The sequence below is a fragment of the Mesorhizobium sp. PUT5 genome (assembly GCF_052216645.1).
GTDB lineage: Bacteria > Pseudomonadota > Alphaproteobacteria > Rhizobiales > Rhizobiaceae > Mesorhizobium.
In genome coordinates this window covers 3,571,413-3,587,032 of the sequence record NZ_JBQOSO010000003.1, presented here as the reverse complement: position 1 = coordinate 3,587,032, position 15,620 = coordinate 3,571,413, and the positions used below count along the sequence as shown (strand labels likewise).

Annotated in this window: 12 protein-coding genes; 2 read left to right on the top strand and 10 right to left on the bottom strand. The window is 67.6% G+C overall.

What is annotated here, in order from left to right; translation table 11 throughout:
* Positions 1 to 159 precede the first annotated feature (159 nt).
* The 10 genes from ACTDI4_RS19110 to ACTDI4_RS19065 form a co-directional block, all read right to left on the bottom strand.
* Positions 160 to 636 (bottom strand): NfeD family protein, encoded by a 477-nt coding sequence (locus tag ACTDI4_RS19110; RefSeq protein ID WP_442842649.1) that lies wholly within the window; start codon positions 634 to 636, stop codon positions 160 to 162.
* A gap of 22 nt (positions 637 to 658) precedes the next feature.
* On the bottom strand, positions 659 to 1,606 hold the full coding sequence (locus tag ACTDI4_RS19105; RefSeq protein WP_442842648.1) for an SPFH domain-containing protein: 948 nt from the start codon (positions 1,604 to 1,606) through the stop codon (positions 659 to 661).
* A gap of 149 nt (positions 1,607 to 1,755) precedes the next feature.
* On the bottom strand, positions 1,756 to 2,811 hold the full coding sequence (hemH, locus tag ACTDI4_RS19100; RefSeq protein ID WP_442842647.1) for a ferrochelatase: 1,056 nt from the start codon (positions 2,809 to 2,811) through the stop codon (positions 1,756 to 1,758).
* Between the two features lie 134 nt (positions 2,812 to 2,945).
* A complete protein-coding gene (locus ACTDI4_RS19095; protein WP_442842646.1) occupies positions 2,946 to 4,946 on the bottom strand; it encodes a 5'-nucleotidase C-terminal domain-containing protein in 2,001 nt (666 codons plus the stop codon).
* A 152-nt stretch (positions 4,947 to 5,098) separates the two neighbouring features.
* Entirely contained in the window at positions 5,099 to 5,476 is a 378-nt protein-coding gene (locus ACTDI4_RS19090; protein ID WP_442842645.1) for a hypothetical protein, read from the bottom strand.
* A gap of 87 nt (positions 5,477 to 5,563) precedes the next feature.
* Positions 5,564 to 7,009: a homospermidine synthase gene (locus tag ACTDI4_RS19085; protein WP_442842644.1), complete on the bottom strand. Its 1,446-nt coding sequence runs from the start codon at positions 7,007 to 7,009 to the stop codon at positions 5,564 to 5,566.
* A 94-nt stretch (positions 7,010 to 7,103) separates the two neighbouring features.
* Positions 7,104 to 8,021 carry a heme-dependent oxidative N-demethylase family protein gene (locus ACTDI4_RS19080; RefSeq protein WP_442842643.1) on the bottom strand — a complete coding sequence of 306 codons (918 nt, stop codon included), beginning with the start codon at positions 8,019 to 8,021 and terminating at the stop codon, positions 7,104 to 7,106.
* A 66-nt stretch (positions 8,022 to 8,087) separates the two neighbouring features.
* The gene (locus ACTDI4_RS19075; protein ID WP_442842642.1) at positions 8,088 to 8,753 is read right to left on the bottom strand and encodes an aminotransferase class IV family protein; all 666 of its coding nucleotides are present in this window, start codon (positions 8,751 to 8,753) and stop codon (positions 8,088 to 8,090) included.
* Entirely contained in the window at positions 8,702 to 9,856 is a 1,155-nt protein-coding gene (locus tag ACTDI4_RS19070) for an aminodeoxychorismate synthase component I (protein ID WP_442842641.1), read from the bottom strand. The genes ACTDI4_RS19075 and ACTDI4_RS19070 overlap by 52 nt, the downstream gene beginning before the upstream one ends.
* 79 nt (positions 9,857 to 9,935) lie before the next feature.
* The gene (locus tag ACTDI4_RS19065) at positions 9,936 to 11,780 is read right to left on the bottom strand and encodes a M3 family oligoendopeptidase (protein ID WP_442842640.1); all 1,845 of its coding nucleotides are present in this window, start codon (positions 11,778 to 11,780) and stop codon (positions 9,936 to 9,938) included.
* Positions 11,781 to 11,925: 145 nt separating this feature from the next.
* Here ACTDI4_RS19065 and ACTDI4_RS19060 point away from each other — a divergent pair, with 145 nt between their 5' ends.
* Both ACTDI4_RS19060 and ACTDI4_RS19055 read left to right on the top strand, forming a co-directional pair.
* Complete coding sequence (locus ACTDI4_RS19060; protein WP_442842639.1) at positions 11,926 to 13,440, top strand: sigma-54-dependent transcriptional regulator; 1,515 nt, start codon at positions 11,926 to 11,928, stop codon at positions 13,438 to 13,440.
* A gap of 285 nt (positions 13,441 to 13,725) precedes the next feature.
* Complete coding sequence (locus ACTDI4_RS19055; protein WP_442843406.1) at positions 13,726 to 15,609, top strand: DUF882 domain-containing protein; 1,884 nt, start codon at positions 13,726 to 13,728, stop codon at positions 15,607 to 15,609.
* The last annotated feature ends 11 nt before the right edge of the window (positions 15,610 to 15,620 follow it).

Here is a 15,620-nt window from a genome sequence, read left to right as displayed (position 1 = left end):
GCCACCGGCGACTGCAAGCCGTCCGATGTGCAAACTCCTGTGACGAGGGCGATCGCCGTCGACCTGCGGCGAGACGGGGAGTTGCAACGGGTTCGAGGCAGTCGGCGGACGCGTTGGAATGCGGTCCCCACGTCTGTTGCGAAACCGCCGGCAGCGGGCTCACTCTACCGGCTCGACCGGCTCAACGGTCAGTTCCAGATCGGTTTCGCTTGCCCCGGTCACGCGCACGCGCGCGCCCACCGGCAGGTCAGGGCCCGATACGCGCCACAGCGTGTCGCCGAGCTGGATGCGCCCGCGCCCCTCGCGGATCGGTTCCGAAAGGGTGGCGGTGCGGCCGATCATCTGCTCGCCGCGCCGGTTGAGCAGCGGCTGGTCGGTTTCGCCGTTCCTGCTGCGCACGATTCGGGTGCCGACATAGGCAGAGGCCAGCGAAAGCGCCAAAAAGGCCACCACCTGGACCTGCCATGTCCAGAAGCCGGAGCCCCACAATTGCAGCGACAGCGTGCCGATCAGCAGCGCGGCGACGCCGATCCACAGCATGAACACGCCGGGGACAATGATCTCCAGCACCAGCAGGATCAGGCCGAGGACCATCCAGTTCCACGGGCCGAGTTCGTAAAAGAGGCTCCCGATCATGGTTGCGGTCCTGCCGGCGGGATCAGTTCTCGCCCGGCCGCACCAGCGGCGGACGGGCGGCCGTGCGCTGCGGCTGCGAAGGCGCTTCGCCCTTGAACACCTCGCGGGCGATCTCGCCGATGCCGCTCAGCGTGCCGATCAGTGAAGAGGCTTCCATCGGCATCAGCACCACCTTGGAATTGCCGGCCGAGCCGATCTTGGCCAGCGCCTCGGTGTATTTCTGCGCCACGAAATAGTTGATTGCCTGCACGTCGCCCTTGGCGATCGCCTCGGAGACCACCTGGGTGGCGCGCGCTTCGGCCTCGGCCGAACGTTCGCGCGCTTCCGCGTCGCGGAAGGCGGCCTCGCGGCGGCCCTCCGCCTCCAGGATCTGGGCCTGCTTCAGGCCTTCGGCGGCCAGGATCTGCGCGCGCTTGTCGCGCTCGGCCATCATCTGCCGGGCCATGGATTCGACCAGGTTGGCGGGTGGCGTGATGTCCTTGATCTCCACGCGCGTGACCTTGATGCCCCATGGATGGGCGGCCTCGTCGACGACGCGCAGCAGCCGCTCGTTGATGGCGTCGCGGTTGGACAGAAGCTCGTCCAGGTCCATGGAGCCCATCACGGTGCGGATATTGGTCATGGTCAGGTTCAGGATCGCGCTTTGCAGACCGGCGACCTGATAGGCCGCCTGCGGGGCGCTCAGCACCTGGAAGAAGGCCACGCCGTCGACGGCGACGATGGCGTTGTCGCGGGTGATGATCTCCTGCGTGGGAACGTCGAGCACCTGCTCCATCATGTTCATCTTGGCGCCGATGCGGTCGATGAACGGAACGATCAGGTTCAGGCCGGGCGTCAGCGTCTTGATGTAGCGGCCGAAGCGCTCCACCGTGTAGTTGTAGCCCTGCGGAATGGTCTTGATGCCGGTGAACAGCACCAGCAGCACCAAAACCACCAGCACCGGAATGACCACGTCGAAGCCGCCGAACATCTTGTTCTCCCCGCGCATCTCCAGCCGGGCGTGTGCCCGGCGCTGCCTGCACCAACACTTAAGGGGGATTTGGCGGGCTTACAATCCAGCGCGCGGGCCAAAGATCGGGGCGGGGAGGGGCAGCGGAACCGGAGTAGCGGCCGCCCGCCTCAGGCCCAGCCCGACAGCTCGCGCCGCACCAGCGCCTCGATCACTGCCATGCCTTCCGGGCTGTCGTTGAGGCAGGGAATGTGGGTGAAGTTCGTGCCGCCGGCCTGGTGGAATATCTCGGCCGCCTCGCCGGCGATTTCCTCCAGCGTCTCCAGGCAATCGACCACGAACCCGGGATTGAAGGCGGCGATGGATTTCACTCCCTCGCGCGCCAGCTTCTCCACCGTCTTGTCGGTATAGGGCTGGAGCCATTCTTCCGGGCCGAAGCGCGACTGGTAGGTGACGATCAGCTTCTTGTCGTCCCAGCCCAGGTGCTCGCGCAGCAGGCGCGTCGTCTCCTCGCACTGGGCGGGATAGGGGTCGCCGCGCTGCACATAGCTTTGCGGAATGCCGTGATAGGAGGCCAGCACCACCTCCGGCTCGAAATCGAGGCCGGCGAGATGGGTCTCGATCGAGCGGGCGAGGGCGTCGATATAGACGGGCTCGTCGTAGTAGGGCGGCACGATGCGTGCGGTGGGCATGGCGCGCAGCTTCGACAGCGCCTCGAAGAATTTGTCGTTCACCGTCGCCGTCGTCGTGGCCGAATATTGCGGGTAGAGCGGGAACATGACGATGCGCTCGCAGCCCTTGGCCAGCATGCCGGACAGCACGCTCTCGATCGACGGGTTGCCGTAGCGCATCGCCCACTCGACATGCACGCCGTTCGCCTCCAGCGTGCGGGCGAGCTTTTCGCCCTGCGCGCGCGTGAAGGTGCGCAGGGGCGATTCGTTCTGCGCGCGGTTCCAGATCTTGTCGTAGAGAGCGCCAGACTTCTTCGGGCGGGTGCTCAGCACGATGCCGTAGAGGATCGGATACCAGACCGCGCGCGGCCATTCGATGACGCGGCGGTCGGAAAGGAATTCGGCCAGGTAGCGGCGCATGGGCCAGTAGTCCGTGCCGTCCGGCGTGCCGAGATTGACAAGCAGGACGCCGACCTTGCCCGGTTTGGCCGCCAGCACGCCGGCCGGCCACTGGCCGGCCACGGCGGTTCGATCGGAGGTTTTGGAAGGCGTCATGTCAGCTCGGTCTCCAGGAATGGCGCGAACCTAGGGTCAGGACGCGCGATGTTGCAATGCCGCGTCTGGCCGCACCCTGAAAACAGGCGCCGAGCGACTGCGCCCTTCCCCTGCGAAGGAAGGGCGCCGCGCAGCTATTTCGCCGCCGGAATGGTCAAGGTGGCGCCGATGGGAAGGCGCCGCGGCTCATGGCCCGGGTTGGCCTCGGCGATGGTGCGCCACTTGGTGCCGTCGCCATAGGCCTTGACGGCAAGGTCCCAATAGGTGTCGCCCCTGACCACCAGATGCGTGCTTCCTGCCGGCGCCGGCTGCGCGGGAGTTGCTTCAACCGGTTGGGCGGGTGCGGTCTCTGCCGGGGCCGTCTGTGCCGGTTCGGCCGGAGTCGGGCTCTCAGGCGCTATCGCCGGCGGCGTGTTGGCGATGTCGCCGGAACCGGCGGGCAGGTCGGGCATGGCTGGCTGTGAAGCTGCCGGCGCCGCCTCGGCCGGCTTTGCCGGTTCGGCGGGGGCAGCCTCGGCCGGCTGGGCGGCGGCGATCTCGGTGATGCGGCCTTCCAGCCCGGGCGTGTAGGGGCTGTGGGCGCCCAGATAGTCGGCCACCGTCTGCTCCAGTCCGGGGCCGTAGTCGTAGGCGTTCCTGGCCTTGTCGGCGAAGACCTTGTAGCCATCGCCGCCCTGGCGGACATAGTTGTTGGCCGCCACGAGATAGTCCTTTTGCGGGTCGAGCGGCACCCAGTTGCCGTTCTCCATCACCTCGACCGACTTGATGCGGCTTTGGACGGGCTGGGACCCGTCGAAGGCGTATTTCAGGCCGGCGACCTGGAGGAAACGGCCGGCGCCCTGGTCGAGCTGGCTCACCCCGTTCTCCAGAGCCTCGCGCAGGTCCTGGCCGGAAATCTGGAAGGTGGCGATGGTGTTCTGGAAGGGCAGCACCGTCAGCACCTCGCCCATCGTCACCGGGCCGGCGTCGATGGAGGCGCGCAAATTGCCGCCATTGGACAGAACGATGCCGACGCCCTGGCCTTTCACGCGCTCCAGCACCGCGTCGGAGACGAGGTTGCCCATGGCGCATTCGCGCACGCGGCAGTTCTCGCGGCTGCCGTCGACGGCTTCGGTGGTTTCGCCCACCTTCTGGGCCTTCAGTTCCTCGATCGGCGCGGCAAGCTCCTTGATGCGGGCGAGCACGCCCGGGTCGGGCTCGATCGACTTGTCGAGATGGATGGGGTCGCCGACGGCTTCCTTGACCACGCCGTCGTCGTCGAACACCACCTTGAACTCGCCGAGATATTTCGAATAGGAGGCGGCCTGGGTGACCGGCACCTTGTAGCCGTCGGGGTTGTCGATCATCGTCGGATAAGGCCCTTCGGCCTTGGGGTCGGTGTTCGACAGAAGCGAATGGGTATGTCCGCCCACCACCACGTCGACGCCGGGGATCCTCGCGATCGCCTCCTTGTCGCGCGGATAGCCGACATGGGTGAGAGCGATGATCTTGTCGACGCCCTCGGCCTTCAGCTTCTCCACCTCGGCGGTGATCGTCCTGACGTCGTCTTCGATGGTGATGTTGGGGCCGGGCGCGGCGATCTCGGGCGTGTCGGTGGTGACGGCGCCGACGATGCCGATCTTCTGGCCGCCCACCTCCAGCACCACGGAGGGCTTGATGCGATCGCCGACCTTGGCGGCCGCGCTCGCCTTCACGTTGGCCGACAGCACCGGGAACCGGATGACGTCGAGGAAGGGCGCCAGCGCGTCCTCGCCGTCGTCGAACTCGTGGTTGCCCACGGTCATGGCGTCGAAGCCCATCTGGTTCAGGAATTCGGCCTCGGCCTTGCCCTTGTAGGTGTTGTAGAACAGCGAGCCCTGGAAGTTGTCGCCGCCGTTGAGCAGCAGCACGTTCTGGCCTTCCAGCTTCTTGCGTTCCTGGGCGATGGCCGTGACCAGACGGGCCGCGCCGCCGATGCACTCGCCCTTGGTCTCCTCTTCGGCCGAGCAGGTCGATTCGTAGGCGTTGTTCGATTCGATGCGGCTGTGCCAGTCGTTAATATGGAGGATGTGGAGCGTGTAGTCGGCAAAGGCGGCGCCGGCCGAAAGGCCGAGCGCTGCAGCCGACAGAACGCTAACGGCGGCGAACTTCTTCATCGTGCTTTCCCCCGTGGATATTCGGACGCATGGCTGTTCGGGAAGGCGGCCGCCGCTGCCGGCATGCGGCCGAATTCCTCTCCCGGGCCATGTTCACACCCGGCCCGGGCCCTTGCAAGCAGATTTGCCCGATGAGGCGGGCCGGGCGGCGGCTAGCCGCGCCGCGTCAGCACGAAGTTCTGTCCGGTGGACGAGGTGCAGTTGAGCTGGCTGGTGGAAACCAGGAGGCAGTTGAAGGCGATCGGCGACTGCCGGATCAGCGACGTGCCGTGGATTTCCACCGAGGTCGAGCCCGTCATGGTGTAGCTGCCGTCGGCGAGCTTCTGGCCGGTGTCGGTGGCGACGGTCTGGAAACGCCCCCCCGAAATCGTGGAAAGGCCGGTGCCCTGCGCGTCGATCCAGGAGCCTTCGACGCCTCTGGGCGCCGCGGCGATCGGCGGCTCCGCCGGGCCGGAGGTGGTGCAGCCGGCAAGGGCTGCGGCCGCTGCCGCCGCAAGGCCGGCCGAAAGCATTCTGCGCGCAAAGTTCATGGCGAAAGGTCCTCTCCTCGGTCCGCACATTTTCCATCACCCGATTTCCGGGCGATTGCAAGGTATCGGGGCCGGTGGGACTGTCCGCTATCGCACCAATATGTTGCGGAACTGCCACGGGTCCGCGGCGTCGATGTCTTCCGGGAACAGGCCGGGCCGGCCCTCGAGCGGCGTCCAGTCCGTGTAGTGACCCCTCACCGGCCCGAGATAGGGCATCTGCACCTCAAGGCAACGGCGATAGTCCATCTCGTCGGCCTCGACGATGCCGGCCTGCGGGTTCTCCAGCGCCCAGACCATGCCGGCCAGCACCGCGGAGGTCACCTGAAGGCCGGTGGCGTTCTGGTAGGGGGCAAGCTCGCGCGCTTCTTCCAGCGAAAGCTGCGAGCCATACCAATAGGCGTTCTTCTCATGGCCGTAGAGCAGCACGCCCAGTTCGTCGATGCCGTCGACCAGTTCGTCCTCGTCGAGCACGTGCTGGATCGGCTGTGCCTTGCCGGCGGCGCCGAACATCTCGTGCAGCGACAGCACGGCGTCGTTGCAGGGGTGATAGGCATAGTTGCAGGTGGGGCGGTAGAACACCGTGCCGTCCGCATCGCGCACGGTGAAGAAATCGGCGATCGAGATCGCTTCGTTGTGGGTGACGAGGAAGCCGTATTGCGCGCCGGGTGTCGGGCACCAGCTACGCACGCGGGTGTTGGCGCCGGGTTGTTCCAGGTAGATGCCGGCCCGGCAGCCCTCGTCGTGCCCTCTGGCATTGGCAGGCGTCCATGTCTCGTGCGTGCCCCAGCCCAGCTCGGCCGGCTGCAGGCCCTCGGCCACGAAACCCTCGACCGACCAGGTGTTCCAGAACACGTTGAGCGGCTTGGGCTTCCTGGCGCGCTGGGTGTCGCGCTCGGCGATGTGAAGGCCCTTCACGCCGGCCCTGCGCATCAGCCGCGCCCAGCCCTCGCGATCATGCTGCGCCGGCTCCTCGAAGGCGAGGCCGAGGTCGCCCGCCAGGTTCACCAGCGCCTTCTTGACCAGCCACGAGACCATGCCCGGATTGGCGCCGCAGGTGGAAACGGCCGTCGTGCCGCCGGGCACGCGGCGCTTTTCGGCCAGGAGGCTTTCGCGCAGGGCATAGTTGGTGCGCGAGGCGTTGTCGGCATCGGCGTCGAAATAGAAGCCCAGCCACGGCTCGATCACGGTGTCGACATAGAGCACGCCGAGTTCGCGGCAGAGCCGCATCAGGTCCACCGAGCCGGTGTCCACCGAAAGGTTGACGCAGAAGCCCTGGCCGTCGCCCTTCGTCAAAAGCGGCGTGAGCAGCTCACGGTAATTTTCGGTGGTCACCGCCTTCTGCACGAAGGCGATGCCGCGCTCGTCGAGCAGGCTGCGGTTCTCGTCGCTCGGGTCGATCACCACCATGCGCGACCTGTCGAACTTGAAATGGCGCTCGATGAGCGGCAGCGCCCCGCGTCCGATCGAGCCGAATCCGATCATCACCAGGGGGCCGGTGATCTCACCGTGAACAGGCCATTGCTCGTTCGCCATATGTCGCCTTCTCCGTGGTTCCTGCGCCTTTGCCGATAGTGGCGCGCAAAAATCACAGATCAGTGTCGTGCGCCAGAAAAAAGCGCGGGCGCTCTCAGGCCCTGGCCGCCATGTGCTCCAGCGCGGCGACCAGCCGGTCGCGGTCGGCGGTCAGGCCCTTGTAGTCGAGCTGGGCCTCGTCGAGAGCCAGAAGCTGGGCGGCGAAGGCGGGGGCCAGCGCCGTGCGGTCGGGATGCCGGGCAAGCACCTTGAGCGGATCGAGATGGATGCGGATGGTGAACAGGATGTCGCCCGAGGCCGGCAGCTTGCGCAGGGTCTGCCGCTCCACCCGCAGGAAGGCGTGCGCGTCCACGTCGCTGTCGGCGAAGCGGGAGGGGCGCGTGGCCGCACGCGTGTCGCGCTCCTGGCCGGACAGCGGATGATAGAGCGCGTCGCCCGCCTGAACCGACCAGTTGAAGCGCTGCACAGGTTGCTCGACGGCGAGATTGTCGAACATGCGCGCAATCAGCAGGTCCGGGCGCGTACCGGGGCCGAAGCCCGGCACCGGGCGATGGATTTCCTGCAGCGGGCGGCCGAACTTCTCCGTCAGCGACCAGGAGGAGGGAAAGCACAGCGCTCCCGCATCGAGCCGCCAGCCGTCCTCGTGCCGGCGCATCAGGATCAGGTCTTCCTGCACCAGCAGGGAGGCCCTGGCCAGCGGCGCCGCGAAGGCCGGCATGTCTTGCGCGCCGATCACCGCCACGCCCGCGCCGGTGCTGCGATGAGTGGCGGGGTGATGCGCGGCAAGATGCGCCTCGATCAGGTCCAGCACCTCGCGCTGGGCTTCGCGCGTCTGCGGCCTTTCCACGAAGACCTTGTCCGGCGTCTCGCGATAGAGCCGGCGCTTTTCAGCGAGGTGGTCGAGAAGGAGCCCGTCCACCTCGATCCAGTCGGCCAGGTCGAGCGGCTTCAACCCGATGGCGAAGAGTTTCGAGGAGCCGTCATAGGGGGTGTGGGCGGGGAGGGTGCTCAAGCAAGGGCCGTATGTTCTTCTTCATAGCCTGGATAGCGCGGCCCCCAAGGGCGGGCAATGTCCACGTCACGCCAGCCTTGCCGGAATCAGCCCGCGCAGCGAATTGCCGACGAACACGGCCTCGGCGGATTTCAGCTCGTCGAGACCGAATACGGCCTCGCGGGCGCGGCCCTCCTCCAGCATCTCGGCGCGCAGCACGCCGGCCAGAAGGCCGCAATCGAGCCGCGGCGTGGCCAGCACGCCGTCGCCGAAATCGGCGAACAGGGTGGTTATGGTGCCTTCGCACAGCTCCCCGCGCTCGTTGGCCAGCAGCACCTCGTCCGCCTCGGCCGAACCGTATTCGGCGCGCGCCTGCACATAGGCGTCGCGCCGGCCGGTCTTGTGGCGCAGCAGCGGGTCGGCCGACGAAAGCCGCGCGCGCCGCGCCAGCCGCAGCGTCCAGACCCTGTCCGGCGGCAGCGGCTCGTGCGGGTGGGCGGTGACCTCGACATGGGCGCCCTTCGACAGGAGCAGGCGCACGCGCAGCGGGGCCTGGCTGTCGCCGGCCGCTTCCGCCAGGGCCGGAACGATCCGGCCCGGGTCGCAGGGCAGGCCCAGCGCCTGCGCGGAAGCGCAAAGCCGCGCCACATGCCGGTCCAGCCGCACGAAGCCTTCGCCCGGCTGCCAGCGCAGGGTCTCGATCAGGTCGAGGCCGGGGCCGTCCCCGTGGCGAAGCGCGCTTTCAGCAGACACTCCCTGTATTCCTCCTCGGCGGTTGAATCGAACACCACGCCGCCGCCAACATTGTAGACCGCTTCCGCCTCGGGGAAGAGCGAAATAGTACGGATCGCAACCGAAAAGCGCATCGTGCCGCTGGGCGCGATCCAGCCGATGGCGCCGCAATAGACGTCGCGCGGGGTGCCTTCCAGCTCGCGCAGGATCTCCATGGCGCGGATCTTCGGCGCGCCGGTGATGGAGCCGCAGGGAAAAAGGGCGGCAAAGATACGGCGTATGGAAAGGCCGGGCAGCAGCTTCGCCCGCACCCGGCTGACCATCTGGTGCACGGTGGGGTAGGTCTCGACGCGGAACAGTTCCGGCACGTCGAGCGAGCCGACCTCGCTGACGAGCGAGATGTCGTTGCGCAGCAGGTCGACGATCATGCGGTTCTCGGCCTGGTTCTTCGCATCGGTGCGCAGGAATTCCCTGAGCCGTTCGTCTTCCTCCCGCGTTGCGCCGCGCGGGGCGGTGCCCTTCATCGGATGGGTCTCGATCCAGCCTTCGGCGTCGACCTGGAAGAACAGTTCCGGCGAGCGCGACAGCACCACGGGCCCGCCCAGCGCCGCCAGCGCGCCGTAGCGCACCGGCTGGCGGGCGGTCAGCGCATCGAAGACAGCCAGCGGATCGCCCGACCATCGGGCGCGCACGGGGAAGGTCAGGTTGCCCTGATAGCAGTCGCCCTCGCGCAGGTGACGGTGCAGGCGCGCAAAGCGCCTTTCATAATCCCCGAAGGACCATGTGGCGCGCGCGTCGAAGATCGGGCCGTTGGTGGCGGCCGGCGCGGGGCGCGGCAGGGCGCGGTCGGCCGGCGCGTCGAACACGCCGAGGCACACCAGCGGCGCGCGCCGGCCTTCGGGCAGCAGCGGCGCCAGCTTCGGCTCCAGCAGGTAGCCGGCCTCGTAGGAGAAATAGCCGGCCAGCCATTTCCCGGCGGCATGGGCGGCTTGCGCGGCTTCCAGCGCCGGCTCGAAGGTTTTTTCGTCCTGCGCGACGATGATGGCGGACGGCTGCTCGAACAGGGCCTCGCGCCCGGCGAGGTCGTCTCGGAAAAGGATGAAGCGCGAACCAGGCGAGGACATGTCCGTTCGTCTTTCAGTCAAGAACGACCCCCCTCACCCGCAGGCGGATGAGGGGGCGATGTCCGCACCGTCGCGGAAATCAATCCAGCGCTTCCAGCTCGTCGATCAGGTTGCCGATGACGCCGAGGCCGATCTGCCAGAAGGCGGGGTCGGAGGCGTCGAGGCCGAATGGCTTCAAAAGCTCGGAATGGTGCTTGGTGCCGCCGGCGCGCAGCATCTCGAAATACTTGTCCTGGAAGCCGCGCTCGGCGTTCTGGTAGACGGCGTAGAGCGAGTTCACGAGGCAGTCGCCGAAGGCGTAGGCATAGACGTAGAAGGGCGAATGGATGAAGTGGGGGATGTAGGTCCAGAAGGTCTCGTAGCCCTCGCGCAGCCGGATCGCGGGGCCGAGGCTTTCGGCCTGCACCTCCAGCCAGAACCTGCCGAGCTGGTCGGAGGTCAACTCGCCGTTCCTGCGCTCGGTATGCACCCTGCGCTCGAACTCGTAGAAGGCGATCTGGCGCACCACCGTGTTGATCATGTCCTCGACCTTCTGGGCCAGCATGGCCTTGCGCTCGCGCTTGTCGGAGGTGCCGTCGAGCAGCGAGCGGAAGGTCAGCATCTCGCCGAATACCGAGGCGGTCTCGGCCAGCGTGAGCGGCGTGGCCGCCATCAGCGCGCCCTGGCCGCCGGCCAGCACCTGATGCACGCCGTGGCCAAGCTCATGCGCCAGCGTCATCACGTCGCGCGGCTTGCCCATGTAGTTCAGCAGCACATAGGGGTGCACGGAAGGCACGGTCGGATGCGCGAAGGCGCCGGGCGACTTGCCGGGGCGCACGGGCGCGTCGATCCAGTTGTGGTCGAAGAAGGTGCGCGCGATGTCGGCCATCTGCGGCGAGAAGCGGTTGTAGGCCGAAAGCACCGTGTGCCGGGCCTCGTCCCAGGGGATGATCGCGTGCGGGGTTTCGGGCAGGGGGGCGTTGCGGTCCCAATGGTTCATCGCCTCCATGCCGAGCCAGCGCGCCTTCATGGCGTAGTAGCGGTGCGACAGGCGCGGATAGGCCTCGCGCACGGCGGCGGCCAGCGCATCCACCACCTCGCGCTCCACGCGGTTGGCGAGGTGCCGGGAATCGGCGATGTCCTTGAAGCCGCGCCAGCGATCGGAAATCTCCTTGTCCTTGGCCAGCGTGTTGGTGATGAGCGTGAAGGTGCGCAGGTTTTCCGCAAAGGTTGCGGCCAACGCCCCCGCTGCTTTGCGCCGCACCTCGCCGTCGGCGTCCTGCAGCCGGTTGAGGGCCGGCTCCAGCGTCAGCTCCTCGCCGTCCACGGTGAAGCGCAGGTCCGTCATGGTCTCGTCGAACAGGCGGTTCCAGGCGCCGCGGCCGGTGACCGACTTTTCGTGGAAGAGCTGCTCGATACGGTCTTCGAGCTGGTAGGGCTTGTCCTTCCTCAGGTCGAGCACCCAGGGCCGGTAATGGCCGAAGGCCGCATCGGCGGCCAGCGCGTTCTCCAGCACGGCGTCGTCGATCTGGTTCAGCTCCAGCGCGAAGAACAGAAGATGGGCGCTGGCGTCGGTCATCTTCTCCTGCACGTCGCCATAGAGCTTGGCCCGCTTCGGATCGGACGTGTCGCCGGCATAGACAAGGCCGGCATAGGAGACGATGCGGCCGATCAGTTCCTCCAGGACCTCGTAGGCCTGCAGCGCCTCGCCCAGCCCGCCTTCTGCGCCGCGCGCGGCCTCCGCGGCCAGCGTGCCCTTCCAGCGGCTCTCGAAGGCGGCCGCCTCCGTCGCGGCCCTGGCCAGGTCGCGCTTCAATTCGGGCGCATCCATGCCCGTGTAGAGGTCGGCCAGGTTCCATTCCGGCAGAGACCCAAGCGTGGGCACAGCCTCCGCCGCCGCCTTGCCCGAATGTGCCGACGCGCGCCGGCCGGAAATCTCTTGCATGCCGCATCCTTCCCGATGAGGTGGAGGAAAAGCCGGTCAAATCGTAAGCAATTCGTTCACCGGCTTTTTTGAAGGCTTATTTAGAACCCTGTATCAGGATGATCCATAGGCAAGATCGGGCGGGCGGGGAGATTTCCAGAACCTCATGGCGGGCGCCATCCTCATAATCGACGACGATCCGGTGCAGCGCCGGCTGCTGGAGGCGGCGGTGACGAAGTTCGGCCATGCCGCGCTGGTGACGGACGGCGGCGAGGCCGGGCTTGCGGCCATGGACGGGCCGGGCGCGCGCGACATCTCGGTCGTCATTCTCGACCTTGCCATGCCCGGCCTCGACGGCATCGGGGTGCTGAAGGCGATGCGCGCGCGCGATATCCGCATCCCCGTCATCGTGCAGACCGCGCAAGGCGGCATAGAGACCGTGGTGTCGGCCATGCGCCACGGCGCCTTCGACTTCGTGGTCAAGCCGGCGTCGCCGGAGCGCCTTCAGGCGGCGATTTCCGCCGCGCTCAAGGTCGAGGCGGTGGAAGGCGAGATGAAGCGCTCGGCGCGGCGGCCGGGCAAGGTGCTGACCTTCAAGGACCTTTCCACCCGCAGTCCGGCCATGGAACGCGTCATCCGCCTCGGCCAGAAGGCGGCGGCCTCCAACATTCCGATCCTCATCGAGGGCGAATCGGGCGTCGGCAAGGAGATGGTGGCGCGCGCCATCCAGGGCTGCGGCGAGCGGCGGGCAAAACCCTTCGTGACGGTCAATTGCGGCGCCATTCCCGACAATCTGGTGGAATCGATCCTGTTCGGCCACGAGAAGGGCTCGTTCACCGGCGCCACGGAAAAGCATACCGGCAAGTTCGTGGAAGCGCATTCCGGCACGCTGTTCCTCGACGAGATCGGCGACCTGCCGCTCGACGTGCAGGTCAAGCTCCTGCGCGCCGTGCAGGAGGGCGAGGTCGATCCGGTGGGCGGGCGCGCTGCCGTGCGGGTCGACATCCGGCTGATCTCGGCCACGCATCGCGACCTGCTGCAACTCGTGAAGGACGGCGCCTTCCGCGAGGACCTGTTCTACCGGCTCAACGTCTATCCGATCTTCGTGCCGCCGTTGCGCGAGCGCAGGGTCGACATTCCCGGTCTGGTCGCTCAGTTCATGGAGCGGATGGCGCCGGACGATCCGCGCCGGCGGCTCAAGGGCATCTCGGACGCCGCGCTCGCCATGCTGTGCGCCTATGACTGGCCGGGCAATATCAGGCAGCTCGAAAATGCCGTGTTCCGCGCTTCGGTGCTGGCCGAGGGCGACGTGCTGACCGTGGAGGAGTTTCCGCAGATCCGGGCGCAGGTGGAGGGCACGGTCGACCTGACGCGGGTCGCGCCCGAACAGCCGGCCATCGCGCTCGACGTTCCGGCAGCGGCCGCAGGCAACGAGCCTGCCGCCCCGCCGGCGCGTGCGCGCAAAGGTTTCGGCATGCTGGAGGCGCTGGACGAACGCGGCAATGTGCGCTCGCTGGCCGCCGTCGAACTGGAGATGATCAAGCTTGCCATCGACCACTATAACGGCCAGATGAGCGAGGTGGCCAGGCGCCTCGGCATCGGTCGTTCCACGCTGTATCGGAAGCTCAAGGAATACGGGATAGACCCCGAATCCGGCCGCCTCGACCGCCTCGCTTCCTGAACGCCGCGCAAGCCTGGCGACAGCTCCAGGGCCTAAACCAACGGTTTACCAAGAGCCGGAGCTGCGCTTTTTGGCCGGGATATTGCCATGCTCTGACCGCATTTCGGCTTCAATAAGTGTGGATTAACCATTAGGATCGATATTCGGAGGCGACTTCAACCGCATCCGTGGTGTCAAATCCGGGGACAAAACGGCAGCCTGCAAGGGCGTTTTGATTTGAACGGTATCGAGCGAGTCACGAACTGGCGTCATCTGTCCAGGATCGTCAGGCCGACATGGCTGGCGATGGTCGGCGCTGCACTTTTGGCCGGCGCCGGAGCTGCCAGCGCGGAAGTCCGCTCGCTCAAGCTCTACCACCTGCACACCCACGAGAAGGCCGAGATCGTCTATAAGCGCAACGGCCGCTATGTGCCGGAAGGGCTGAAGAAGATCGACTACATCCTGCGCGACTGGCGCCTCAACGAGCCGGTCAGGATCGACCCGCGCCTGCTCGACCTGGTGTGGGAAGCCTATCGCGAGAGCGGTTCCTCCGCCTATATCCAGGTCATTTGCGGCTACCGCGCGCCGGCCACCAATTCCATGTTGCGCAGCCGCTCGAAAGGCGTGGCCCAGAAAAGCCAGCACATGCTGGGCAAGGCGATGGACTTCTTCATCCCCGGCGTGCCGCTGAAGAAGCTGCGCGACATCGGCCTCAGGATGCAGGGCGGCGGCGTGGGCTACTATCCGACCTCCGGCTCGCCCTTCGTGCATATGGACGTCGGCAACGTGCGCCACTGGCCCGGCATCAGCCGGCAGGAGCTGGCCCAGGTGTTCCCGAACGGCAAGACGCTGCACGTGCCCTCCGACGGCAAGCCGCTGCCCGGCTACGAGCAGGCGCTGGCCGCCTATAAGGGGCGCAAGGCGAACGGCACGCCCAACATCGAGCTGGCCAGCGTGGCCGGCCCCAGCAAGCGCAAGTCCGGCGGGCTGCTGGCGGCGTTCTTCGGCGGCGGCGGCGCGGACGAGGCCGACGACGTCGCCGACGTGGCAAGCGCCGCACCCGCCCCGCAGAAGCCGGCCAGGCCGGCCGCGCAGGCGAACGACACGCTGCCGGGCATCGCCATCGTGGCGCCGGAGAAGGCGCAGCGCGCCGAGATAGAGATCGCGTCGGAAGAGCCGTCGCCGCCCGCAACGCAAGACAAGACGCCGGAGACGATCATTGCCGCCCTGCCGGCGCGCTCGGTGCCGGTTCCGGCCTTTGCACCGCGCCCGAAGGTCGATGTCGGCGCTGCCGGGCCTGAAAGCGTCCCCTTCGGCATGGCCGACGCTTCACCGGCCGCCGACCGGCCCGTGACCGTGGCATCCGCCGCCCCGGCGCCCGCGAGCGTCCCCTTCGGCATGGCCGATGCGGCGGCCGATACGGCCGCGCAGATCGCGGCGGTCAGCATACCCTTGCCCACATGGCGCCCCGAGCATTCGACGCCGCCCGACCTGGCCCCGAAGGGGCAGGCGGAGGCGAAGAGCCAGGAGCATCTGCTGCTGGCCCTGGCGGACGCCGCCGTCGACCGTCCGTCGGACGGCCATGCGCTTGCCATGCTGCCTTCGCCGCGGCCGGACGCCGCTCCCGAGCGGGCCATGGTGGTGGCCGCCGTGGCGCGTGCCGACGAGGTGAAGGCCATGCTCGACAAGGTTTCGCAAGAGGAGCGCCAGCTCGCGAAACTGTCTTCGGAACCCATGGTGACGGCGTCCAAGCCGGCCGCGCCCTCGGCAGCGCCGCGATCGCAGGTGCCGCGCTCGGCCTTCGACGATCCTTTCGGCGTGGATGCGGCTTCGCCGCGTCTGGCGCTTGCCGGCCGGCCCGCCGGGTCCGATCCCGCCGCTGTGCTCGGCGGTGTGAAGACCACGCGCAAGGAGGCCCGCGCCAGCGCCCGCGACGCCCGGCCGGAGCGCAAGGCGACCGTGGTGGCCGCCGAGCCGAAGACCGCGCGCTGGGCTCTGCGGGCGGGCGACGAGGTGGTGCGCGTGGCGGATGCCGATACGGCGCCGCGCTTGGCCTACAACCTCGTGCGCACGGCGCCGAGCGAGGTCTACACAGTCGGCTTCCAGAATGGCGACGAGACGGTCGACGCGCACCGCTTCACCGGAACGGCGGTCAAGTTCATCACCGTCGCCCGGTTCCAGCCGAAATAAAGCGTAGTCAA